Raw genomic sequence first — 24,231 nt, 5'->3', positions numbered from 1 at the left:
CTGGTCATGGCTTGACGACGCTCATCCACATCGAGTGATTGCGGCGTTGCATCGCCTCGATCGCGGTGAGTGTGTCCGACAGGGCGAATCGGTCGGTGATCAACTCTTCGGCGGCCAGACGCCCGGCGGCCAGGAGCGACAGCACCTGCTGTGCGTCGTTGCGGGTGCAGGCACGGGTGCCGACGAACTTCCAGCAATTGATCATCATCGCGGCCGGGCTCAACGGCAGTGGGGCGGGGTTGGCGCCCATGTGCACGAGGGCGGCGCCGGTGGCCAGTGCGAGCATGGCTTGTCCGGTCGCGGGCCCGGAGGGAATGTAGTCGATCACCGCGTCGGCTCCGCGGGGTGCGAGTTCGCGGAGCCGACGGGTCAGTTGGCCGGTCTCGGCCCAGTCCGCGTCGAGTTCTTCCAGTGCGACAGTCTCGGTCGGCACGTCGCCGGCGAGCCCGCGCACCTCGCTGACCCGTTCCGCGCTGCGACCGACGAGGATCAGTCGCGAAATACCCAGGTGCTCGGCGAGTTTGATCGTGGCGGTGCCCATGGTTCCGGTCGCCGCGGTGACGACGACGGTGGCGCCCACCGGTAGATCAGCGCATTTCAAGGCCCGCATCGCGTTGGCCAGATCGTGGACCTTGGCGCCCACATCGAAGCTCACGTTGTCGGGCAGCGGATCGATCAGCCAGTGCGGGACCCGCACGAACTCCGCGAGGCCGCCGTCGTGGTATTCGTCGTAGAGCGGCATCGGCACGTCGGCGAAGGCGGCATGGCCGATCATGGCCTGCTGGGCGCACATCATGTCGCGATCGGTCCGGCAGTACACACAGTTTCGGCAGTTGAGATTCGGGTGTATCCGCACTCGGTCACCTACCGCGACAGTGCTGACAGAGGATCCGACCGCGGCGATCGTGCCCGCGGCTTCGTGGCCGAGGGTGGTCGGCAGGTGCTTGAATGCTCCCCGCGCCAGCAGGTGCATCATGCCGGGTGCGAGCCCGGCGGCGGCGACAGCGACGACGACGTCCCAGGGCCCGGGTTCGGGGACGGGGATGCGTTCGAGCGCGAGTCCGCGATCACCGGCGAGAGCACGGGCGGCGAGCATGGTGGTCATCGGTGGTCCTTCGCGGTGGCCGGTTGTCCGGTGGTGAGGGGTTGTGCGGTTCGATCGGTCTGCGCGACCTGGGGCAGTTCGGTGCTCGACAGCAGCGAGATGTACTCCCCCGCCCCGGTGCTGACCGTCGTGTACGCGATTCCGAGCGGAATTCTGACGAAATCGCCAGGCCCCAGTTCGACCGTTCCGCGTTGCGAGATGAGAGTGCGGGTACCGCTGATCTGGTAGTGGATCTCGTCTGCGTCGAGGTTGCGCCGGTACCGACGCGCCTCGCCCTCGGTGCCGAAGGCAACGACCCCGAGCCTGAACCGATCGTTGCCGTAGAGCCAGTCCACCCCGGATCCGGATCCTCGAAGGACCTGCATGCGATCGGTTTCCTCGTGCACCCGATCGAGCAGGAGTTGCTCGTCGATCGGAAACACGGTGACATCGTGGCCGCGCGCGCCCATACACTGCGTGATCGCCTCGTTCCACGGACTCGGCGACCAACCGGGAAACGGCGGAAACAGTGGTTGCGACTGCCGGATTCCGGCGGTGAGTTCCCGAACCGGGGCCGGGACGTAGAACAGCAGATGACTTTCGCCGCGCCCATAATTGTCGTGGGCGACGCCGCGCGGAATCCGCGAGAATTCGCCCGGACGGTGTTCGATGACGCCCTGTTCGGTCATCAGGGTTCGTTCGCCACCGACCTGATAGGAGATCTCGTCGACATCGCAGTTGCGGTGATAGAAGGGCTGACGGTTGTCCATCGTCTGCCACTCCACGCGCAGGTGATCGCTTTCGTAGACCGCGCGCGGCGGCGCGAACGGTTGTGCTCGGTACTCCTGCGGGAAGTGCACCACAGTCAGCGCAGGATGCTCGCTCCACAACTTGAGCGCGACCTTGGCCGGGTGCGGCGGCGCGAGCAGAAGCTGTTCGTCGCGGCGAACGCTACGCAGGGGTTGTGCTGCGCCCATGATCATGATGTCTTCGATGACATGCATGCGGACTCCTCGGTTTCCGGGGTGGGGAACGGTGCGGTCAGCTCGTCGGCAGCGCGTCGTAGTAGCGCGCCGCGCCGCGGTGCAGGGGAATGGGTGTGCGCCCCATGACCACCGGGTCGAGGGGGTAGGTGATGGGGCTGCGTTCGGGTGCCAGGTGGGCGTACTGCCTCTCGATCACCTCGCGGGTCTCACCCAGGATCCAGGCGATCGCGTAGGCGATGTCGTCGGGCAGCTCGGTCGAGGTGACCATCAGGAAATCCGAGAAGTCGAGAGTGCGAAACGACGGTGCGCCGGGAAACCAGCCGTCCTCGACCGTCGCCGACGGCCAGCCCAGGTCGTTGTCCAGCGAAGCGAGCACTGCCGGTTCCACCTCGAGGAAGTGATAGTCGCCGCCGAACTCTTGCCACGGCCCGACCATGACGGCCTCCTGCACGATCGCGTTCGCCCGACCTGCCAGCACATGATCGAAAGCGGGAAAGGGCTGTTCGGCGTAGAGGAAGCTGCCGCCCCAGCCGACGATGTCGACCTTGGATCGTTCCAGTAGCGCGTGTGCGGCGATGCCCACGTGATTGACGCCGTCATCGGGTGCGGTCGCCACGGTCAACTGCGGTGCGGCGGCACGCAACTGTTCGAAGGTGGTGATCCCGAGTGAGCGGTGTACGCCGAAGACCAGCCGGTCGCGCTGGGGCACCGTGCCCAGCGCCCGCAACTGCGGATGCGCCTCGCCCTCGTATACCCCACGTCCGTCCAGCGCCGCGGTCACGAAGGCTGCCGGCGTCACCATCGCGACATCGACTTCTCCCCGTACCACCGCATGGACACCGTCGACGAAACCGCGTCCGTTCCAGATGGCGAACCGCGTTCCCGGTCCGCTGCGGGCGGTGAGTTCCTGGCCTACCCACCCGCAGACCCGGTGCAGATTGGCCGCACCCCAGTCGCCTTGCATGCGCAGGGTGTGAGTGCGGGCGATCGAGGGTTGCGCGGGCCGTGCAGTGGTCATCGGTGTTGCTCCTGGTTCGAATCGGCCGCGGCATCGCGGACTACGTTGTGCACGGCGCCGACGCCGTCGATCTCCACGCTGATCCGGTCGCCGTCGCGCAGGAATACCTGGGGGTCGCGTCGATAGCCGACACCGCCCGGTGTGCCGGTGAGGATCACGTCACCGGGATCGAGCCTGGTGAAGGTGGAGATCGTGGCGATCAGCCGGGGGATCGAGAAGATCAATTTCGACAGATCCGATTCCTGCACCGTCTCGCCGTTGAGGATTGTCCGGATCCCCGCGGTGGAGATATCGACTTCCTCGGGTGTGACGAGGTAGGGGCCGAGCGGCGTGCTCGCGTCCCAGGCCTTTCCCTGAACCCACTGATGGGTTTTGTACTGGTAATCGCGCATAGTGATGTCGTTGGCCACTGTATAGCCGAGGACATGGTCGAGGGCCCGGCTCTCCGGGATCCGGCGTCCTGACCGGCCGATGACGACGGCGAGCTCTCCTTCGTAGTCCACCTGCGTCGCTTCCGGGGGCAAGACGATGTCGTCGTAGGCACCGAGCAGGCTGTCGGCGTATTTGGGAAACAGGACCGGATAGGTCGGTAGTTCGCGGTGGGTCTCGGTGACGTGCGCGTGGTAGTTCAGCCCGACGCAGAACACCTTGGCGGGCCTGGGGACCACGGGCAGCAGCCGTACCTCGCGGAGCGGGACTTTCGCTTCGGTGACGCGCGCCGCGCCGCGCAGGTCGTCGACGGTGGTGGTAGCACCGAGTTCGGTGAACCCGGCCAACGGCACGACGGCGGTTCCTTCGATTTCGCCGACGCGCACGATGCCGTCGTGGACGTAGGTGGTGTAGGCCATCGGTCAGTTCCCTTCGCTGGTCTTGCGCCAGGAGGCGAGCTGGCCGCCCCACAGGTTCACAGTGTTGGGGATCGGGCGCCACCGGCGCGGTACGTAGGTCACGCGGTCGTCGTGGAATTTCTCCATCTCCGCCGACAGCTCGATGTGGTTTCCCGCCGGGTCGTCGAAGAAGACGAACAGGTTGTTTCCGGGGCCGTGTCGGCCGGGCCCCCAGGTCACCTCGACGTTCTCGTCGGTGAGCCGGTCGCACCAGGCTTTGAAGTCCTCCCACTCGGCGAGGTCGTAGGAGTAGTGGTCGATGTCGCCGCCGCGCCCGATATCGACCACCGCGAGGGTGTGGTGATCGCGGTCGGAGCGCAGCCAGGCGAAGCGCCCGTCCTCGAGCTGATCGGAGATGCGGAACCCGACGGTATCGACGAAGAACGCGACCATGGCCTCCACGCTGTCGGTGCCGAGGGTGATGTGCTGATACTTGATCGGCCGTCGGCCGGTGTCCGCGGCGTTCTCACCCTGTCGCTGCACCGCGCCGTGGAAGTGGACCTCGGTGCCGTGCGGATCGGTGGTCGTGATGGCTCGACAGTCACCGACCGCGGAATCGACATACGATGCGTCGAGCAGACCGACGGTGTGTCCGGCGGCGGCGAGCCGTTCGGCGATGCCATCCACCCCGCCGTCGTCGCGGACCTCGAATCCATAGTGGCGCAGACCTTTCGCGCCTTCTATCAGATCGAGCACATGGTGGCCGGTGCCCCAGCCGAGACGAAGGCCGCCGTCTGGCAGCTCGTCGTGGACGACCAGACCGAGGACTCTGCCGTAGAACTGTGCCGCGGCGGCGACGTCGGGGACGGCGAAGCCGATGTGCGACACCGCTGTTCGGGTCAGCGTCCCGGCGGCATCTCGCTCCTGCAGAACGATCCGTTGCGGTTTATCCATGGCTGACTGCTCCTTGTCGAGGCGTGTTGTGGACGACTGCGCCGGGTGTCCAGGACAGGACCCGGTCGATGACGTCTTCGGTATGGTCGGGCGTCCATGCGGCGGCGACGAAGTGATCTGGTCGCAACAGCACGAATCGGCCTGTGTAGGCGATGAACTCACTGTTCAGCGCATGATCGACATCGATGAGGGCGCGGCGTCCGCTCCCGGGCATGTGGTCTGCCAGCATGAGCTGAGCGGCTGTCGCGTCGAAGGCAGTGAGGATCGTTTCCACGCCCTGCCAGTGCTCGTCGCCGACATCGATGCCGATCAGCGACCACCCGGTACCGAGTGCTCGGTCCAATCGGCACACCGAGTGGGTGGCGGTATCGAAAACGAGTGGTTGACCGAGAGGAACACCGACGTGGGCGGGCAGGTCACCGGGAACGACGAGCCCGTCGGTGTAGTGCTGGGGCGGGCGGTATCGCATCTGTTCCAGATAGGCGCGCCCGTCCTCGGTGGCCAACGCTGCGGCGACCCGGCGATCGCGACGCGCCGCCATGCTCGGCGAGGTGGTCATGACGACACGGCCCAGTCGTTCCGACATCCGAACCGTGGCCAACGCATGCGGAAACCGCTCGCGCTGATAGCTGGCGAGAACGTCGGCGTCGAGAATCCCGGCGAGGACATCAGCGATCTTCCAGCACAGATTGGCTGCGTCACGGATGCCCGAGTTCAGGCCCTGCCCGGCGAACGGCGGCATCATATGGGCGGCGTCGCCGAGTAAGAAGCTGCGCCCGATCATCCATTCGTCGGCGACCACGGCGTTGAACCGGTAGTTGACCGCCCGTTCGACCTGGTGCGGTTCGAGGACCCGATAGCGCGAGACGAGCTTGCGGATCAGCTCGAAGTCGGGCGGTTGCTGGGGGTCACCCTCACCGTCGAAGAGGCGGAACTCGTAGCGGCAGCGACCGTGCAGACCGGGCACGATCACGTGCGGTCGGTCCGGGTCACCGTGATGCATCGCGAAGCGCTCGGTGTGCGGATCCTCGACGGTGTCGGCGACCAGCCACACCTGGTCGTGACTACGACCGGTCATGTCGATGTCCTGCAGCAGCCGAGTTGCCGAGCGTCCGCCATCGCAGCCCAGGACATACCGGGCCGTGACGGTCGAGGCACCCGTCGCGGTCTCGACGTGCACGCTCACATGGTCGGGATGCTGGTCGAAACCGCTGACTCGGTTCCCGAAGCGCACCGTGACATTCGGCGCCCGCGTCACGGCATCGGCGAGCACGCGCTCGAGGTCCGGCTGCGCGAAGGGGTTCTTGAAGGGAAACCCCAACCGGAAGGGTTGGGGACCTTTGGCGTGGAACAGCGGCGTGCCCGCGCGGTCGTAGTAGCGGGTTCCGGTGCCGGGCACGAGAACCGGCATGATCTGATCGACGATGCCCGCCTGCTGGAATACCCGCAGGGCTTCGTCGTCGATGCTGATCGCCTTCGGCTCGTCACTGGTCGAGGCGTTCTGCTCCAGGACCACGACTTCGATACCTCGAGCCGCAAGCAACGCAGCGGCGGTCAAGCCCACCGGACCGGCTCCGCAGACCACGACTTCGACGTCGCAGTGCGGCTTGATCGGCGTCATCGTGTGAGCCTCATCGACGGTGATGTCATGCTCGCCACAGTAGGAGCGTTGTCCTGCTTTTCGTAAGCACTGTCCTGATTTACAGGACTCGATCGGCGTTCTACTGTGTGTTCATGACTGGACGAACCCGCGCCCCGGGCGCATATCGCGAGCGCAATTCCACTGCCGACCGCGCGCTGGACATCTTGTTGCTGTTCACCGCCGACAAGCCGGTGTGGACCGGCGCCGAGATCGGCGAGCAACTGGGCGTGGCCCGATCGACCGGCTACCGCTACATCCAGAGCCTGGTCAATACCGGATTCATCGAGGAAGCGACCAACGGCTTCCGCCTCGGTCCCCGAATCTTCGAACTCTCGCGCCTGGCCCGCGCCGGTCTCGGGCTCACCGATGTCGCGATGCCGCCGATGCGCGCGCTGGCGGCCACGGTCAACGAGACAGTGCTGCTGACGCGGCGCTCCGGACGTTCGGTTGTCTGCCTCGATCTGGTCGAGCCGCAACACACGGTGCGGCTTTCCTACGAACGCGGTCACGTTCTGCCGATCAACGCCGGCGCTGCCGCGGAGGTCCTGTTGGCCTGGGCCGATCCCGCCGAGGTCAACTCCGTCCTCAACCAAGCTCCGCTCGAGCGATTCACCGCCAAGACCCTGACCGATCCCGACGCCCTGCGCGCGCGCCTGGTGCACATCCGCAGGCGCGGCGTGGCGATCTCCCAAGGAGAACTCGACGACCACATCCTCGGCGTGGCCGCCCCTATCCGCGACGCGTCCGGTTCGGTGTGCGCGGCGATCAGCATCGCCGCCCTCGCCACCAGGGTCCCCCGCGCGGAATTGAAGAACGTCGAGGCCGCCGTCCGCGACGCGGCCGCGGCGATCTCTCACCAGCTCGAACTCCGCGACGCCTGACCTCGCCCGAGTAAACTCCCTGCTCAGCCTGATATCTGTCTCGATATACAGGACATTGCTTTTGCGATGTAGGACACCTCCCTACTGTGACTGTGATCCAGACCTCAGTCAGGGAGTAGGTGCAGGCAATGGGGCCGAATCAAGAGCCCACCCACGACGTCGTGATTGTGGGCGCTGGGCCGGTGGGCTTGGCAGCAGCCCGAATGCTCGGCCGCTACGGCCACAACGTGCTGGTCATCGAGCGATGGACACAGCCGTATCCGCTGCCCCGGGCAGTCCATTTCGACGACGAGATCGGCCGAGTGTTCCAGTCCATGGGGCTCACCGACGCCGTGCGAGCGATCTCGGAACCGGTGCCCGATTGCTATGAGTGGCGTAACCGCGCCGATGACGTACTCGTGAGCATCGACTGGTCCGGACTCGGTCCCAACGGATGGCCGGTCGCGAACTTCTTCTCCCAGCCACAGCTGGAACACGTCCTCGCCACCGCGGTCGAGACGATGGACGAGGTCACGATTCGGCGCGGCGCCGAAGTCCTCGAAATCGTTCAACACGACGTCGGTGCGACTGTCGCCCTCGACGACGGGACGTCGATCACCACTCGATTCGTCCTCGGCTGCGACGGCGCCAACAGCACGGTCCGCGGACATCTCGATACCGAGGTCGTCGATCTCGGGTTCTACTTCGACTGGCTCATCGTCGATACGGTGCCACTCGACGATCGGGATTGGTCACCGCAGAACTGGCAGTTGTGCGATCCGGCCCGGCCGACGACCATCGTGTCCGGTGGGCCCGGCCGACGACGGTGGGAATTCATGCGGTTGCCCGGCGAACCCACCGAACAACTCGATACCACCGAATCCGTGTGGCGACTGCTGCGACCGTGGGGCCGCACACCGGCGAACACCGAACTCGAACGCCACTGCGTCTACACCTTCAGCGCCAGGTGGGCGCAGCGGTGGTCGCGGGGACAAGTCCTCATCGCCGGCGACGCCGCCCACCTGATGCCGCCGTTCGCGGGCCAGGGCATGTGTTCGGGAATCCGCGACGCGGCCAATCTGAGCTGGAAACTCGACCGGGTACTGCGCGGTGTCTCCGAGCTGTCGTTGCTCGACACCTACACAGACGAACGCAAAACCCATCTGCAACACGCGATCTCGATGTCGGTGGAGCTGGGCAAGGTGATCTGCGTGCTCGATGAGAGCCATGCCGAGGAGCGTGACGCGCGGATGATCGCCGGCCTCGCGAATCCCGCCGTCGTGCTGCCGGTAACCGCGCAGCCGATCCTCGGTCCCGGAGTCATCGCGCAAACGCTGGATCCCGCGGGACTGCGTGGGACGTTGCTTCCTCAACTGGCGATCGAACACGATTGCCTGCCACAGCTTCTCGACGACGCCACCGGTTCCGGCGCGGTCCTGCTGATTCACGGTGACGCTTCCGCTCACGATCTGCTCGGAGCCGAGTCGACGCGTCAGCTCGCCGACAGCGAGACACGAGCTTTCAGTATCGGTGCCGGCGCCACCGCTGATCTGCGCGACTTCGACGGCGGGTGGGCCCGATGGTTCTCCGATCACCACATCAGGGCTGTGCTGGCCCGCCCCGACCACTACATCTTCGCCACCGTCACCGATCTCGACGAGATCGCACAGATGGTGTCGCACTACCGCACGAGCCTGCGTGTCACCGCGCACGTCGGCTGACCGAACCCAACACAGAGGAGACACACCCCGTATGCGTATCGCCAATTATCGAAACCGGGCGGCGCTCATCGTCGGCACCGAAGGCTACGAGCAGGCCGTCGACATCGCGACCGCGTCCCAGGGCCGCTTCGGCCCCGCCCTTCCGGCCGTCTACGAGCAGTGGGACGCGTTCACCGACTGGGCGCGTGGCCGCGTCGAACTCTCGTCCGACGAGGTCGGAGTCCAGCGCGAACACCTCGGCGCCCCCTCCCCCTGCCCACGTCAGGTCTTCGCCGTCGGCCTCAACTACCGGGCACACGCGGCCGAGTCCGGGTTCGAGGCACCGACCGATCTGCCTCCGGTGTTCACCAAGTATTCCTCGAGCTTCACCGGCCCCGACTCCACCGTCACGCTGCCCGCCGGCGGAAATATCGACTGGGAGATCGAACTCGTCATCGTCATCGGCCGGTCGGCCCACCACATCGACCCGGCGGCAGCGTGGGAGCACATCGCGGGCCTCACCGCCGGACAGGACATCTCCGAGCGCGTTTCCCAGTTGCGCGGCCCCGCACCGCAATTCGGGCTCGCAAAGTCGTTCCCCGGGTTCTCCCCGCAGGGCCCGTGGCTGGTGACCCCCGACGAGTTCGACAACCCCGACGACCTCGAACTGCAGTGCTGTCTCGACGGCGAGGAACTGCAGAAGGGCCGTACCCGCGACCTGATCTTCAGCGTCTCCGATCTCGTCGCGACCCTGTCGCGCACGGTGACGCTGTTCCCCGGCGATGTCATCTTCACCGGCACCCCGGCCGGAGTCGGCGTCGGCCGCGATCCGCAGCGCTTCATCCAGCCGGGTCAACGGCTCGACAGCCGCATCGAAGGCATCGGCGAACTGCACCAGCTCTTCCAGAACAGCGCGTCGGAGTAGGAGCACCCATGGCACTGCACGGTCTCGCCGCAGCGAGCATCGGCGTTCCCAATGTCGCCGAAACCATCTCCTACTACACCGAATTCGGTTTGGAACACCTCGGCCACGGCCGATTCGCCACCCGCAACGGCGGTGAACAACTCCGTATCTCCCACGCGCCCACCAGACGGCTACTCGAACTGACCGTCGCCGCGGACGATCCTGACGACATCGCCGCCACCGCACAGCGCTTGACCGCGCACGGAGTGCCGAATCAGGCAACCGCCGAATCGGTGCGCGCCATCGAACCTGTCACCGGAACCCCGGTCATCGTTTCCGTGCGCCCCCGCATCCGCATCGAGCCTGCGGTAGCCAGAACGGCGTACAACGGCCCGGATCGCATCGACCGCTGGGGCAGAGCACCTTTCCTCGAACGCGGCGGCCGGGTTCGACCGCGCAAGCTCGGACATATCGTCATCGGCAGTACGGATCTGCACACCACCCGCGGCTTCTTCACCGAAGGCCTCGGGTTCAAGATCAGTGACTACATGGGCGACAAGGCGGCGTTCCTGCGCTGCTCGGTCGAACACCACAACGTGCTGGTGATGGCCGCGCCGGTCAACTTCATGCACCACACCAGCTGGCAAGTCGACGATGTCGACGAGGTCGGCCGTGGCGCGCACCGCATGCTCGAAGACCATCCGGAACGGCACACCTGGGGACTCGGACGCCATTTCGCCGGCGCGAACTTCTTCTGGTACCTGCGTGATCCGGCCGGAAACTTCTCCGAGTACTACTCCGACATGGACACCATCCCCGAGGACGACCTGTGGTCGCCCCAGGTCCTCGAAGGATTGCAGGGCCTGTACGCCTGGGGCCCACCGCCACCGGCATCGTTTCTCGAACCCGATGACCTGGCCGCACTCATGACCGGCGCGCATTCGACCGGCGCCTGAGCGTCGCGGCCAGCTGTCAACTTCCGATCCCTTGCGGCGCAATGATGCACCGCGATCATCCCACCCCGAAGGAACCCCATGAGGAAGACCATCGCCGCCTCCACACTCGCGGCCACCGCGTTGCTGACAGTGATCGCCCCATCGGCGCACGCCGCGCCCGAGGACAACGGTGTCGGATTCACCGCCCGCACCGACGAGCACTCCACCACGATCAGCACCGATGCCGGTTCCATGGCGGTCGACAACGGCGTCTTCACCCTCCGCGCCGCCAACGGCACAGTCGTGGCAGGCACCGAACTGTCTTTCCGCGTCGATGATTTCGTCTTCCCGATCGCCGCGCAGGTGCACGATCGAACCGCAACACTGACCCCTCAGTTCGATCGGGCTCACGCCGTGTACAAGCCGGTCGCCCTCCCGTACGAGGACCAAGCCCCGTGGCGCACCCAGTACGAGCGCGAACAAGCCGCATGGTCGCGGCTCACCAGCACGATCACCCTCGGTGCCAGCGTCGGCACGGTCGTCGGTGGAATCGGCGGGGCCGCAGTGGGTTGCGTGCTCGGCGGGATCGCCGGCGCCACCATCGCCTCGGCCACCATCATCGGGTTGTTCGGTCCGTTCATTCCCGCGGCGGCCGTGGGCTGCATCGGCGGCGTCCTCGCGGTCGGCGCGCTGGGCACCGTGGCCGGTCAGCTGTTGATCACCGCACCGGTCGCGGTCATGGCGGCAGTCCAGTACTTCACCACCATCAACCAGCCCGCACCCAGTCCGGCGAAATGACGAACTACGTTCCCGTACTCATCTGCGGTGGCGGACCCGTCGGGCTCGCCACCAGTCTGGAACTCGCGCATCACGGGGTGCGCTCGGTGATCGTCGAACCGCGCAGCGAGGTGTCGTGGCTGCGGCCGCGAGCCAAGACGACATCGGCTCGCACGATGGAACTGTTCCGCCGCTGGGGACTGGCCGACACCATCCGCGACCGCGCCGGGCTGCCCGTCGACTGGTCGGATCAAGCCGTCTTCGCCACAGCGTTGCTGGGCAAGGAGATCACCCGGTTCGACAAATGCTTCGGCCTCGAACTCGGTGGCTCTGATCGCGCGGCCGAACCGGGCCAGCAGATACCCCAGCCCGCCGTCGAACAAGTGCTGCGGGCTGCGGTCGCCACCTCGGAATACGCCGAGTTGCGGACCGGTCGATCACTGCATTCCTTCGTCGAACGCCCGGATGGCATCGATGCTCAGATCATCGATGGCGACGGAAGCCTCACCAGGATCACCTGCGACTTCCTCGTCGGCGCCGACGGTGCCCACAGCACCGTCCGCGAGGCCATCGGCGCTCGATACGACGGATCCGCCGATGAACGACCGAATTTCAACATCGTCTTCCGCGCACCGGATCTCGCCGACCGCGTCCCGCACGGCCCCGCGGTGCACTACTGGATCGTGCGACCGGACCGGCCCGGAGTGATGGGGCGACTCGATTTGCGGGACACCTGGTGGTGCATCGCGCAAGGCGTCGACCAGAAGGCCGGTGAAGCGGATCCACGCGCCCTCGTGCACGCGCTGGTGGGTGAGGCCATCGATGCCGAGATCGTCGCGACCGATCCGTGGAAAGCGAAAATGCTGCTGGCCGACCGGTATTGCACCGATCGGGTGTTCCTCGCCGGTGACGCGGCCCACCTCAACCCGCCCTGGGGCGGACACGGATTCAACACCGGGGTCGGCGACGCGATCAACCTCGGCTGGAAACTCGCGGCGGTGGTCGCCGGCTGGGCGCCACGGTCGCTGTTGGCCAGCTACGAGAGCGAACGCCGACCGATCGCCGCACGCACCATCGACGAGGCCGCCACCAACATGGCGACATTGCCGTCGCAACTGGCCGACCAGCGCCTCGTCGATGATCAGTTCGACACGATCCGGCCCGACATCGCCGAGCAGATCCAGCGCACGAAGGACGGGGAATTCCACAGCCTCGGACTGGTTCTCGACTACACCTACGACGGGTCACCGGTCGTCGCCGCAGGCACCGGCGGCCGCCTCACCCATCGCTGGCTCTCGCCGGGCGAGTCGCTCTACGACCGTCTCGGGCACGGCTTCACTCTCGTCGGAGACCTCACCGATCCTCGCGTCACCGAATTCGCCGCCGCGGCCACCGCAGCCTCAGTCCCACTGGAACTGCTGTCCCATCCCATCGAGTTGAGTCTGGTTCGACCGGATCAGCACGTCGCCTGGGTCGCCGGAGCACCCGGAACCGCAGCACAAGCCCTGCGCCGGGCAATCGGCCACACCAATTAGTTAGGAACCACCATGGCCACTACCACCAAGCTGCCCACCCAGCGTAGTGCGGGCGTGCTGGTGCTCGCATGTCTGATCCTGTTCATCGACGGATACGACCTGTTCGCCCTCGGCACCATCGGGCCCAGCCTGCTGCACGACCCGACCTGGCATGCCGGCCCGGCAACGCTGGGCACCCTCGGCAGCATCACCGCGGTCGGCATGCCCTTCGGGTCCATCCTGGCCGGCTGGTGCGCCGACCGATGGGGTCGCCGCGGCCCCCTGACCATCGCGGTCGCGTGGATCTCCGTGTCCATGCTGGCCGCCGCCTTCGCACCGACCATGGCGCTACTCGGCGCGGCACGATTCGCCACCGGCATCGGTGTCGGCGCCCTCGCACCACTCGTCGGAGCCCTGGTCGGCGACAACGCCCCCACACGTCGACGAACACTGCACCTGGCCGTCGCCATGGGCTCCATCGGTGTCGGTGGTACCGCCTCGGCACTCCTCGGACGATTCCTGTTGCCCCAGCACGACTTCCAGGTGATCTTCCTCATCGGCGCTCTCCCGATTCTGCTGGCACCGTTGATCTGGCGCACGCTGCCTGCCACGCCGAGATTGCGTGCCGTCCCGAAATCCGGTCGTGAACAGGTCGGTCACCTGCTTGCTCCCGGTCGCCGTACCGGCACGATCCTGCTGTGGACAGCGACCTTCGCCAGCATGGCTCTCGTCTACAGCACGACCGCCTGGCTCCCGACGGTGATGATGCGCAACGGCTACAACCTCAGTTCCTCCCTCGAATTCTCTATTGCCTTCACCTTCGGCGCTGCGGTGGGCGGGGTTGCGCTGGCGGTCTATGCCGACCGCGGCCACCTGAAGGTCGTCACCTCGCTGACGTTCCTTCTCGCGGCACTGGCACTGTTGGTCCTGAGCACCAACCAGCCGCGACCGCTGCTGCTTGTGGCCTCCGCGCTGGCGGGAGTGGGAGCTTTGGGCTGCCAGAACATGATCATCGCGTGCATGTCGGCCTTCTACCCGCAACACCTGCGCGGCGCCGCGCTCGGCTACGGGTTGGGAATCGGCAGGCTGGGCGCCATCGCAGGACCCAGCTACCTGTCGCTGGCCACGGCCATGTTCACCTCGCCACGAGTGGGGTTCTTCGCCTTCATGGTTCCCGCGATCATCGGATCGGTTGCTGTCGCGATGCTCCCCCGAACCTTCGCATCGACACCCCTGGAAGAACAGCCGCAGGATTGACAGACAGCGGCAAAGGAACAGGCAGCCGTATCGTCACAGTGGCGATACGGCTGCCTGACCAGGTGAGAGTTGCTCGTGCGCTGAAGCACTCGGTGCAGCGACGGTATCGTCACCCGTATGCGGGGGTGCATGATCTGTGACAAGCACAACGGGACCGGACCACTGGTGAGCCCCGTGATCTATATCGACGACCTCGTGGTGGTGACACACCGCCCCTCCCAAGGACCATGGGTCCGGCCGGGGTATCTGTTCGTCGAGCCTCGACGTCACGTAGCGACTCTCGACCTGCTCGACGACGCCGAAACCCTCGCATTCGCTCGCGCTGTCCGCTCATCGATCGGCGCGCTGCGCCAGGCACTCGAACCCGCCCACATCTTCACCTTCGTGGCCGGCCTGAGCGCCGCCGGTATCCACCTTCACCAGCACATCTTCACCCGACCCGCTGGTACCGCACGAGATGTGCCCTGGCACAGCGCCGATTCTCCCGACGCGCCTCGAATCCCCGCATCTGCCCTCGATGCACTGTGCAGCGAGCTCGCCGCAGCGTTTTCGAACTGAGAGCGGCACAGCCGCCCTCACCCGCTCAGAGGGCGGTACCGCCGCTGGCGTCGAGGGTTTGGCCGGTGATCCATCGGGCGTCGTCGCTGACGAGGTAAGAGACGATGTCGGCAATGTCAGCGGGACGCCCGACGCGACCGAGGGCGACGTTGGACGCGGCTTCGCGCTGACCATCGGGATTGTCGATGAGCCAGGCGTTCATATCCGTGAGTACGTAGCCGGGGGCGACAGCGTTGACGGTGATGCCGCGCGGGCCGAGAGCTTGGGCCAGGACGCGGGTGAAGCTGTCGATAGCGCCTTTGGTCATGGTGTAGGCCAGGATGTCGGGGATCGCCATCCGCGTGACGGCCGAGGACAGATTCACGACACGACCGCCGTCACGAAGCCGGTCGAGAATGCCTTGCACCAGGAAGAACGGGGCTCGGACATTGGTAGCGAAGAGGGTGTCGAATTCGGCGGGAGTCATGGTGTCGACGCCCTTCATGACGGTCATGCCCGCGTTGTTGACCAGGATGTCCAGGCCGACTGGGACGCCGAGGGCGGCGAAGCCCGCGTCCATGTCCTCCAGGAAGGTGGCGAAGTCGGTGGAGCCGAGGTCGCCACGAACTGCGAAAGCTCGGCCACCGTCGGCCTCGATCCCGGCGACTACATCCTTGGCCGCGGCGTCGTTCTGACCGAAATGTACTGCTACCAGTACACCGTCTCGGGCCAGCCGCTCAGCGATGGCACGGCCGATGCCCCGGCTCGCACCGGTTACCAGAGCTGTTTTGGTTGTGAGGTTTTCGGTTTCGCTCATGCAAGCTATTCAACGGACATGACCGGTCGATGTCCGGCTGGATTCGGACATGGCATTCGGGTCCTCCGAACCCAGTGGAATCGGCCATCTGGCCAACCGCTCCCGACGTACAAGCGGCTCGACCTCGGCACGTTGCAGCACTGGACCGGACAATCGCAGTAGCGGCGCCCGGTCACGCGATTGTCAGAATTCTCGGTAGCGATCAACCAGGGCCGTCGGGGCAGCTACCGCAGGACGCACGCCATTGTGCATCCTGCGGTCTCTGCGAGCCTCGGGCGGTTCGCTTGCCCCCTCCGCGAGCGAACCGGGGCTCGCCGAACTGGCCGGGCCCGTACCCAACCGACCGCTCAGGACGGCTATCGTGAGCCTAAGACGGCCAGCTTGCTAGTGCAAGTTGCAGAAGCAAGTTTTGTGATGGTGGATAAGGTAGCTAGAAGTTGTGCCGGACGGGTGCGCCGACCGACGACGGAGAAGGAGGCCGGGGCCATGTCGAACCTCGAAAATGAGGACACGCCAACAGAATCCGAAGGCGGTCCGACGTTTGCTGATCGCCTGCGGTTTCTCTTCGAGACGGTGTATCCGCGCGGTCGTGGTCCCTACAGTCAGACCGAAGTGGTCGACATGATCAGAGCCAACGGGGGCGGGATGACCACCGGCTACATGTCGCAGCTGTTGTCAGGCAAACGCCGTTCACCCACGTTGCCGACCGTGACCGACATCGCTACCGTATTCCGCGTCCCGATCGACTATTTCGGGTCGCCGGACTCCTATGCGGAGATCCGACGCCACATCGCGTGGATCAGCACGATCCGTGATTCGGGTGCCGAACAGGTCGCCGCCCGCACCTACAACCCCGCCAAGGTGTTCGAAGTCGGGTTCCGGGAGCTGCGCCGCAGCAGCGACGAAGGCGACGCGGACAACTGATTCAGGATGCGAGCAGATAGGCGCCGGCCGCGAGCGTCGCTCCCACGATCGAGCCGACGACGACCTGGCCGCGGGTGTGATCGCCCAGCCACACACGCGACCAGCCATTGACGACGGTCAGTGGCAGCGCGGCAAGAAACCATGGTGAGGCGATCAGCGCCAGCAGGACCGTTGTTCCCGCACTCACCGCGGTATGGACACTCACCTTCCATTTGCCGATCACGGTCACGATGCCGATGCCGAACAGGACAACCAGCCCGGCCACCGTCCACGCGATCAGAGCGCGCGGGGCGCCCTGCACGATCTCGACGATCAGGCCCACGCCCACGATGCCCAAAATCGCCGGAATCACCCAGCGCCGACCGTCGATATCGGTCACATGGTGATCGCTGGCGATACCGCGTCGCACACCTGCCAAGATGATGACCATCGGAATGCCGCCTGTGATCGCGGCGACGAAAAGCCCCCACTCTGGCGCACCCACAGCGAACCCGGCGATCGTCCCGGTCACGATATTGATCACCCAGGGAGCCCCGAGCTCAGTGATCACCCGAGCCGCGCGCGCTTGCGGCACCATCGTTTCCGTCACGCCGAAACCTCTCGCTGTTCATCCCGATACTTCCGTGCCAAAGTCAATGCCCACGTGCGGTCGAGCTCGGCCTCGAGGACCGCCGACCGGATACCGGCACTGCTGAACGCCGACGATGCTCGCCCCCGCAACAGCCATCCCGCCACTGCCGCAGCCACTTCCGTCATATCCGCCACGCAAGCGTCAGGTTGCGTGGTGCTCTCGGCTTCCATGCTCAAGGCGTCGAGCAATTCGGTGACCCGGTCATCGGCTCGCTCATCGGTGCTGCTGCCCCGCCGCGACGCCCGGCGAACTCCGGGCCAGCGCGCCGTCAACTCTCGATGCAGCGGACCGATCGCCCACAGGATCCGCTTCGCGCGCACCCACGACACGACCGGCGACAACATCATGCCCACGAAGATCACCAGCACACCCACTGCGGACACCGCCCGGGTGACTTCGAAGACCACGGGCAGCTGAGGCGTACCCAGATAGCGCGCCGCCACGAAGTAGCTCAGCCGAATCCACGCCCACACCGTCGCGGCGGCCAGCCCCACCGACAGCAGAGTCAAACTCCAGCCGGTCAAGCTGCGCACATCCGCGGCACGAGCGGTCATCACCATCAGTGCCGGGCACAGCAACGCCGGGAACAGCGCACCGGCGATGCCTGCCTCGGCGTATCCGGGCAGGTGGCTATAGGAGATGTCGAACTCGAACCCACCTGCCGCCTGTGGCACCGTCGGCGCGCAGGCGAAGATCGCCATCGCCACCACCGAACCGACCACCGCGATCAGGCCAAGTACCCGAGCCCCGCGCGCCACTCTCTCCGGATCGGTCGTGACAGCCAAGGCCAGCACACCCGAGGAGGCCGCCATCAGGTTGAACAGCACCATGCGCAATCCGGTCGAGAAATTGGCAATCGGCACGACAGCCTGCACCACCGTCTCCACCGCCGGGATGTTCAAACTCAGGTGCACGGCGACGACACCCAACGCCACCACCATGCTGCCCAGCACCCAGCTGCGCGACCACCACCACCGCCACGCCCGGCTCACCACGGCGATCCACATCAGCGGCGCCAAAACGATGGCGTTCACCCCAGGGCCTCGCCCCAGCGAGACCGCAACCGCGGCTCTTTGCGACCGATGCGCTGCAAGCGGTTCAACAACACGCTCGCGAACTGCTCGGCGGCCAATTCCTCGCCGGCCGCGCCTGCGTTGCCGCACTCTCGACGCAACATCAGCGCGGCCAACTCGTGTACCCCTGTCGGCAGCACCGACTGCGCCAGCTCGAGCACCGGCCGTCCCTGATGCCCCAGCACGATATGACCCAGTTCGTGAGCAAGAGTCCGGTCTCGAGTCTGCACCCAGGAGGCAACGCTGACCTCATCGTGATCGCGGTAATGAACCCACTGCCCGAACACCCCGGTCGGCAGTGCCGAATTCTCGATCACCTGCAACGGCCGCCCCAGGAACCGGGAAACCGCCTCCACCAACCCACCAATGACTGGGACTCCTCCACCGTCGCCATGGTGAAGATGCGATCGACCGCCGAATTGACCGCCGGACCGCTGAACACGCCATCATCCAACCACACCCGACCTCGACCGGCCGATCGCCGGCTGCCGTTGCCGATTGCCGAGCAGACTTCGCCGAAGAGGTCCCACGGTCGCGGCTCGACTACACAGCGTCCCAGTGCAGGCACGTTCGCAAGCCGGCTCCAGTGTGAAGTATCGGGGTTTGAATTCGGTAGCAGTGCTGTGGAATTCGTCACGATCAGATCGGTGCGCCCCGGTGGCGCGAGGCCTTCACCGCCGCATCGTTGGCAACGAACACCCCGGCAAGCCCTGATAGACCCCGGCTGCGGCACCCACGTCACAGGACCGATGCTCAGGCGACGGCATCGCGAGTACCTTGATCGTCCGCCGCCGGTGGCGTCGTCGGTCCTTTCGCCGGCTTCGCGAGGCGGTGCTCAGGTGACGACGACGAGTTTGCCGGTCGCTTCGCCGGATTCCATGTAGGCGTGTGCTTCTCGGATCTGGTCGAGTGTGAAGACGCGGTGGATGGGGACGGTCGCTGACTCCGCTGCGACGGCATCGAGGAATTGTTGCAGGACGGCGGCGGGCAGGTCGGTGGCGTCGCCGCCGTAGGCGGCCAGGCGGACCCCACGGGGTAGGTAGTCGATCGGGTAGAAGTTCTCGACGGTCCATTGGTTGGACAGCATCCCGGTAAAGCAGACGACGCCGTGGATTCGGGTGGCGCGCAATGTGTCCGGCAGGGTGGGTGTACCGATGAGTTCGAGGGCGGTGTCGACACCGCCCTCGATGACGGCGCGGACGTCCGCGGCGATGTCGCCGGTGTCGATGACGACGTGATCGACGCCGATCTTTTTCAGGGCGGTGGCTTTCGCGGGGCTACGGGTGGTGGAGAGCACGGTCATGCCGCGTTGTTTGGCCAGGATCGCGGTGGTCATGCCGACCGAGGAGGTGCCGCCACGGATCAGGATCGATTGACCCGGCTGTGCATCGAGACCGATCGTGAGGGATCCGTTGGCGGTTTGCAGCATTTCCGGGATGCCGCCGAGGGTAGCCCAGTCGAGTCCACTGATGAACGGGATCACTTGGGCAACAGGGACATTGGTGTATTCGGCGTAACCTCCGTCGTAGGTGCGACCCATACCACCCATCATCGCCGCGACCTGCTGACCGACTACGTATTCGCCACCGGGACAAGCCGCGACGATACCGACCGCCTCGATGCCCAGCACTCGGGGGAAGGTGACTCCTTCGGCCAGACCTAGACGGGTGTGCAGCTCGGATCGGTTGAGCCCGAACGCTTTCACCCGGATGAGGACATGGCCCGGTTCGGGGACGGGGATCGGCAGGTCACGCAGCTGTAGCGATTCCGGCGGTCCGGGTGCGTCCAGGACTACGGCGCGCATGGTGTCAGGCAACTCGGTCATCTAAAGGCTCCCGTCGGTGTTCAGGTTGAATACGCATCCCTACAACCCATGGACCAGAACGAAACTCGGCAACGTTGTCATACCAGCTGCTTCTCGCGGTCGGAGTCCGGGCCCAACAACTCAACCCACCGGCGCGCTGTCGGGTGCCGATTCACGGTGCGGGTCCGATGCCGTGATCCGACATCGTCAGTCCGTTCCAGCACAGGGCGACGACAGTCTCCACCGCCTCGCTCTTGGTGATCGGCCGGTGATCGTGCGCGCCGGTGCCAATGTTCAGGACGGTTCGGGTGCTCCACAGCACCACGTCACGCCGGTCGACGGGAGCATGAGCGGGTCTGAACGAAGCCCGGCAATCTTTACCCGCCGCCCGTCACTGGCATGACACCGGACGGCCCGAAGTCGCCACGCAACACCGCGCCGTACCAAACAGACGCGCCGGGCTCCACCGTCACGTCACCGACGAGCGTCGCAGTCGGCGCGATGAACGCATCCTCGGCGACGACCGGGCTCTTACCCTCGAACGAATACAGCGGCACAGCCGACGTTCCTTTCGTGCTTGTTGTACCGAACCAGCGCGCGGAACGCGATGATTCGGCGTTCAGGACCTTCCGATTCGGGCGCTCAACCCACGCGCCCGCAACGCGCGCATTACCCCCAAGGCGAGACCGGCTTTACGGCGCGAATAGGGAAACCACAGCAGTTCCGACGGTGACTGCGCCACCGGCAGCCGGTCGACAGTGATCGCGCGAGCGCGGCAGTACTTGCGGATCCCGTACGCGCCCCCGAAACGGGCACCGACACCGGACTGCTTCCAACCACCCATCGGCACAGCGAGATTGAACAGATTCACGTGCGCGTCGTTGATGTTGACCGATCCCGCCTCCAGGCGGCCGGCCACCCGTTCGCCACGGGCACGATCACCGGTCCACACCGTCGCCGACAGCGCGTAGGGGCTGTCGTTCGCCAGCCGCACGGCTTCGTCCTCATCGGCTACGCGAACAATCGGCAGCGTGGGCCCGAAGGTCTCCTCCGCGATGCAACTCATGCTGTGGTCGATGTCGACGAGCACGGTGGGTTCGAAGAAGTTTCCCTGGCCGGTCGGTGCGCCGCCTGTGACGACGCGGGCGCCGGCGGCCACCGCTTCGACGGTGTGTCGACGCACGATCTCGACCTGGGCAGCATCGATCAACGGTCCGATGTCGTACCGGAACTCGCGATCGTCGACTCCTGTCCGCAGCTCACCGACTACTTCGACGAGTCGGTGCACGAACTCGTCGTAGACCGCACTCTCGACATACACCCGTTCGATCGAGGTGCACATCTGTCCGGCGTTGAGCATGCCGCCGAACGCGATTCCCCGTGCGGCCCGGTCGATATCGGCATCGGCGAGCACCAGGGCCGGGTCCTTGCCACCCAATTCCAGGCTGTAGGGAATCATGCGATCGACACAGGCATGTGCGACCACTTTGCCGGTGCGGGTGGATCCGGTGAACTGCACGAAGTCGACGGCCTCGACCACCGCCGCACCGGTCGCGCCCCGCCCGGTGATCACTTCCAGCACCGGTGGCGCACCGATCTCTGTCCATCCGCGCGCGAGCTCCCGCGCGCTCAACGGCGTCGCTTCCGAAGGCTTGATCACCACCGAGGCCCCGGCGAGCAGGGCAGGCACCGCATCTATCCCGGGCAGCGCCAGCGGGTAGTTCCACGGCGTGATGACCCCGACCACGGGATACGGGTGATAGGTGACGGCGAGTTTCTTCGATACGTTCACGGGCGAATGCGGGCGTGGATGTTCCGGTGCCAAGAACCGTTCGGCATTGTCGGCGTAGTAGCCGATCACCTCGGCCACGAACATCGGTTCGATCTCTGCGTCGACGCGCGGTTTGGCGGTCTCGGCCTGCATGACGTCGGCGATATCGGCCGCGTTGGCGAAGATCCAATCCTGCAGTCGACGCATCCATTCGACGCGCTCGGACGGCGCGAGTGCGGCCCATGCCGGCTGTTCGGACCGCACCCGCGCGACCGCCGCAGCGACGTGCGACGGTTCGGTGTCGGCAACCGTGCCGACCAACCGCCCGTCAGCGGGATTGTGGACTTCGATCACGGTCGAGCTCCTTCGTATGAGATTCGGCGGCGAGCAGGGTTGACCGCACGCATCGACGCGGTCAGCGGTACATAGCCTCGATTTCAGCTGCGTACTTCTGCGTGATGACCTTGCGCTTGAGCGACATCTTCGGTGTGAGTTCGTCACCACCGGGTTCCCAGATCACCGGCAGCACAGTGTGTTTCTTGATCTGCTCCACGCGCGACAGGCGCCCGTTCGCGGCCGTGATGGCTACCTCGATGGCCGCGACGACGTCGGGGTGGGTCGCCAGCGCCGCGGGCGTCGGATCGGCAAGTGCGTGGCGCTGCGCATAGGCTGCGCACGCGTCCGGGTCCAGGGTGAGTAGCGCCGTCACATACTTGCGGTTGTCACCTACGGCGATCACCGCCGCGATGAGCGGACAGGAAACACGCACCTCCCCTTCGATATTCGAGGGCGACATGTTCTTGCCCGCCGCGTTGATGATGAGTTCCTTCTTACGGTCCAGGACTCGGACGTAGCCGTCGGCATCGATGGATCCGATGTCGCCGGTGTGCATCCAGCCGTCGGCATCGATCGCGGCGGCGGTCTGCTCCGGATCGTCTCGGTAGCCACGCATCACCAGCGGGCCACGCACCAGCAGTTCCCCGTCCTCGGCGACGGCGACTTCGGTGCCCGGCAGCGGATGACCGACCGTACCGAGACGGATGGCATCGGGCCGGTTGATGGTGGCTACGGCGGAGGTCTCGGTCATCCCCCAGGCTTCGCACACCGGAATACCGAGCCCGATGATGAACGTCATCGCCTCGGGCGCGATGGGTGACGCTCCGGTGAGACCGCCGCGTATCCGGTCCATGCCCATCCGCCGCCGCAGCGTGCTCAGCACCAGCCGCTCGGCGACCTGGTGCTGAACACGCAGACCAGCAGTGCTGGACCGGCCGTCGGAGTTCTGCTTGGCAGTCTTCTGGCCCACGCCCAGAGCCCATGACACCAAGGCGCGTGTGACCGGATGTTGCTGGGCGACCAGCGATTCCACGCCGCCCTTGATCTTGTACCAGACGGCGGGCACCGCCAGAAACAGTGTCGGCCGCACTTGTGGCAGGGTACTGACCAGTTGTTTGGGGTCGGCGACCGTAGTGATCTGGACGCCCTCCAGAAGGTTGTTGTAGTGGCAGAACGCGCGGTTCGCCAGATGGGCATCCGGCAGATACGAAATCACCGTGTCCGCTGGAGAAATGTCGAAAAGACTCTTCACCGCGCTGAACTCGGCCAGCATGTTCGCATGGGTGAGTTCCACACCTTTGGGAGGACCGGTGGTGCCGGAGGTGTAGACGATGGTGAGCAACGAGTCCGGTGCCACGGCTCGCCAGGTGGCATCGAAATCGAAGCCGGGGGCGGCCATGGCCGCCACGTCGTCGAGGGTGCGGGTCCCTTCGGCCGGGCCGTCGACGCAGACGATGTGTTCGATGTGCCCGGCGACATCGGCGGCCCGAATTGTGTCGAGGAACTGCGACTCGGTAATTACCACCCGACTGCCGGCGTTGGTCAGCAGATGGGCGATCTGCTCGGCGGTGAACGTGTTGTAGATCGAGAACGGGGTGGCCCCGGTGTGCAGGACCGCGGTGTCGGCCACATGAAATTCCGGGACATTGGTCAGCATGATGGCGACGGTGTCGCCGGTGGCGACGCCCAAGCCGGCCAGCCCGGTCGCGAGCTCGCGAACCTGGCGCGCGTACTGCCGCCAGGAAATCGACGGCACACCGTTGGGCCCGCGCAAGGCGATGCGGTCGGGCTGATGCGCCGCGGTCGCTTGAAAGGCACCGCACAGACTCTTCGGCTGCTCGTTCACAGGAAGTTCTCCATTCATGGCCGACGCGGTGGAC

23 protein-coding genes and 1 pseudogene are annotated in these 24,231 nt (G+C 65.8%); 9 read left to right on the top strand and 15 right to left on the bottom strand.

Annotated features, from left to right (window positions below; all coding sequences use genetic code 11):
- Positions 1-4: 4 nt before the first annotated feature.
- From ACFTS5_RS06155 to ACFTS5_RS06130, 6 genes are read right to left on the bottom strand one after another with little or no spacing between them, the layout of a single operon-like run.
- On the bottom strand, positions 5-1,105 hold the full coding sequence (locus ACFTS5_RS06155) for an alcohol dehydrogenase catalytic domain-containing protein (protein WP_378627894.1): 1,101 nt from the start codon (positions 1,103-1,105) through the stop codon (positions 5-7).
- Positions 1,102-2,088, bottom strand: coding sequence for a hypothetical protein (locus ACFTS5_RS06150; protein ID WP_378627892.1), 987 nt, complete (start codon positions 2,086-2,088; stop codon positions 1,102-1,104). The genes ACFTS5_RS06155 and ACFTS5_RS06150 overlap by 4 nt, the downstream gene beginning before the upstream one ends.
- A gap of 37 nt (positions 2,089-2,125) precedes the next feature.
- Positions 2,126-3,088: a TAXI family TRAP transporter solute-binding subunit gene (locus ACFTS5_RS06145; RefSeq protein WP_378627890.1), complete on the bottom strand. Its 963-nt coding sequence runs from the start codon at positions 3,086-3,088 to the stop codon at positions 2,126-2,128.
- Entirely contained in the window at positions 3,085-3,936 is an 852-nt protein-coding gene (locus ACFTS5_RS06140; protein WP_378627887.1) for a fumarylacetoacetate hydrolase family protein, read from the bottom strand. Before ACFTS5_RS06140 ends, ACFTS5_RS06145 begins: the two co-directional genes overlap by 4 nt.
- 3 nt (positions 3,937-3,939) lie before the next feature.
- A complete protein-coding gene (locus ACFTS5_RS06135; protein ID WP_378627885.1) occupies positions 3,940-4,869 on the bottom strand; it encodes a VOC family protein in 930 nt (309 codons plus the stop codon).
- A complete protein-coding gene (locus ACFTS5_RS06130; RefSeq protein WP_378627883.1) occupies positions 4,862-6,490 on the bottom strand; it encodes an FAD-dependent monooxygenase in 1,629 nt (542 codons plus the stop codon). Before ACFTS5_RS06130 ends, ACFTS5_RS06135 begins: the two co-directional genes overlap by 8 nt.
- 113 nt (positions 6,491-6,603) lie before the next feature.
- Here ACFTS5_RS06130 and ACFTS5_RS06125 point away from each other — a divergent pair, with 113 nt between their 5' ends.
- The 8 genes from ACFTS5_RS06125 to ACFTS5_RS06090 all read left to right on the top strand — a co-directional run bounded on the left by ACFTS5_RS06125 (position 6,604) and on the right by ACFTS5_RS06090 (position 15,016).
- Positions 6,604-7,392, top strand: a complete 789-nt coding sequence (locus ACFTS5_RS06125) for an IclR family transcriptional regulator (RefSeq protein ID WP_378627880.1) — start codon at positions 6,604-6,606, stop codon at positions 7,390-7,392.
- A gap of 128 nt (positions 7,393-7,520) precedes the next feature.
- A complete protein-coding gene (locus ACFTS5_RS06120; protein ID WP_378627878.1) occupies positions 7,521-9,092 on the top strand; it encodes a bifunctional 3-(3-hydroxy-phenyl)propionate/3-hydroxycinnamic acid hydroxylase in 1,572 nt (523 codons plus the stop codon).
- 31 nt (positions 9,093-9,123) lie between these two features.
- Positions 9,124-9,996, top strand: a complete 873-nt coding sequence (locus tag ACFTS5_RS06115; RefSeq protein ID WP_378627876.1) for a fumarylacetoacetate hydrolase family protein — start codon at positions 9,124-9,126, stop codon at positions 9,994-9,996.
- Between the two features lie 8 nt (positions 9,997-10,004).
- Positions 10,005-10,931 (top strand): VOC family protein, encoded by a 927-nt coding sequence (locus ACFTS5_RS06110; RefSeq protein ID WP_378627874.1) that lies wholly within the window; start codon positions 10,005-10,007, stop codon positions 10,929-10,931.
- Between the two features lie 78 nt (positions 10,932-11,009).
- Positions 11,010-11,708 (top strand): hypothetical protein, encoded by a 699-nt coding sequence (locus ACFTS5_RS06105; protein ID WP_378627872.1) that lies wholly within the window; start codon positions 11,010-11,012, stop codon positions 11,706-11,708.
- Positions 11,705-13,222, top strand: coding sequence for an FAD-dependent monooxygenase (locus ACFTS5_RS06100; RefSeq protein WP_378627870.1), 1,518 nt, complete (start codon positions 11,705-11,707; stop codon positions 13,220-13,222). The genes ACFTS5_RS06105 and ACFTS5_RS06100 overlap by 4 nt, the downstream gene beginning before the upstream one ends.
- 12 nt (positions 13,223-13,234) lie before the next feature.
- Positions 13,235-14,458, top strand: coding sequence for an MFS transporter (locus tag ACFTS5_RS06095; RefSeq protein ID WP_378627869.1), 1,224 nt, complete (start codon positions 13,235-13,237; stop codon positions 14,456-14,458).
- 129 nt (positions 14,459-14,587) lie between these two features.
- Entirely contained in the window at positions 14,588-15,016 is a 429-nt protein-coding gene (locus ACFTS5_RS06090; RefSeq protein WP_378627867.1) for an HIT family protein, read from the top strand.
- 25 nt (positions 15,017-15,041) lie between these two features.
- On the opposite strand, the gene ACFTS5_RS06085 is transcribed toward ACFTS5_RS06090, so the two are convergent.
- Positions 15,042-15,812 carry an SDR family oxidoreductase gene (locus ACFTS5_RS06085; protein WP_378627866.1) on the bottom strand — a complete coding sequence of 257 codons (771 nt, stop codon included), beginning with the start codon at positions 15,810-15,812 and terminating at the stop codon, positions 15,042-15,044.
- 381 nt (positions 15,813-16,193) lie between these two features.
- Between ACFTS5_RS06085 and ACFTS5_RS06080 the strand changes: the two genes are divergently transcribed.
- Positions 16,194-16,736: a helix-turn-helix domain-containing protein gene (locus tag ACFTS5_RS06080; protein WP_378627864.1), complete on the top strand. Its 543-nt coding sequence runs from the start codon at positions 16,194-16,196 to the stop codon at positions 16,734-16,736.
- 1 nt (position 16,737) lies between these two features.
- On the opposite strand, the gene ACFTS5_RS06075 is transcribed toward ACFTS5_RS06080, so the two are convergent.
- The 8 genes and pseudogenes from ACFTS5_RS06075 to ACFTS5_RS06040 all read right to left on the bottom strand — a co-directional run bounded on the left by ACFTS5_RS06075 (position 16,738) and on the right by ACFTS5_RS06040 (position 24,215).
- Positions 16,738-17,313, bottom strand: coding sequence for a phosphatase PAP2 family protein (locus ACFTS5_RS06075; RefSeq protein ID WP_378627862.1), 576 nt, complete (start codon positions 17,311-17,313; stop codon positions 16,738-16,740).
- An 8-nt stretch (positions 17,314-17,321) separates the two neighbouring features.
- Entirely contained in the window at positions 17,322-18,401 is a 1,080-nt protein-coding gene (locus ACFTS5_RS06070; RefSeq protein WP_378627861.1) for a hypothetical protein, read from the bottom strand.
- The gene (locus ACFTS5_RS06065; protein WP_378627859.1) at positions 18,398-18,796 is read right to left on the bottom strand and encodes a hypothetical protein; all 399 of its coding nucleotides are present in this window, start codon (positions 18,794-18,796) and stop codon (positions 18,398-18,400) included. The genes ACFTS5_RS06070 and ACFTS5_RS06065 overlap by 4 nt, the downstream gene beginning before the upstream one ends.
- A gap of 479 nt (positions 18,797-19,275) precedes the next feature.
- Positions 19,276-20,265 carry a zinc-binding alcohol dehydrogenase family protein gene (locus tag ACFTS5_RS06060; protein WP_378627858.1) on the bottom strand — a complete coding sequence of 330 codons (990 nt, stop codon included), beginning with the start codon at positions 20,263-20,265 and terminating at the stop codon, positions 19,276-19,278.
- A gap of 151 nt (positions 20,266-20,416) precedes the next feature.
- Positions 20,417-20,569, bottom strand: a complete 153-nt coding sequence (locus ACFTS5_RS06055; RefSeq protein WP_378627857.1) for a hypothetical protein — start codon at positions 20,567-20,569, stop codon at positions 20,417-20,419.
- An 85-nt stretch (positions 20,570-20,654) separates the two neighbouring features.
- Positions 20,655-20,801 (bottom strand): annotated as a pseudogene (locus ACFTS5_RS06050) (gamma carbonic anhydrase family protein); the annotation flags it as partial.
- Positions 20,802-20,863: 62 nt separating this feature from the next.
- Positions 20,864-22,369 carry an aldehyde dehydrogenase family protein gene (locus tag ACFTS5_RS06045; RefSeq protein WP_378627856.1) on the bottom strand — a complete coding sequence of 502 codons (1,506 nt, stop codon included), beginning with the start codon at positions 22,367-22,369 and terminating at the stop codon, positions 20,864-20,866.
- Between the two features lie 61 nt (positions 22,370-22,430).
- Positions 22,431-24,215 (bottom strand): AMP-dependent synthetase/ligase, encoded by a 1,785-nt coding sequence (locus ACFTS5_RS06040; RefSeq protein ID WP_378627855.1) that lies wholly within the window; start codon positions 24,213-24,215, stop codon positions 22,431-22,433.
- Positions 24,216-24,231: the final 16 nt, after the last annotated feature.

The sequence above is a fragment of the Nocardia sp. NPDC056952 genome, assembly GCF_042674185.1.
Classification (GTDB): Bacteria; Actinomycetota; Actinomycetes; order Mycobacteriales; family Mycobacteriaceae; genus Nocardia.
The sequence above is the reverse complement of the archived record's forward strand: the minus strand, read 5'-3'. Positions and strand labels throughout refer to the sequence as shown.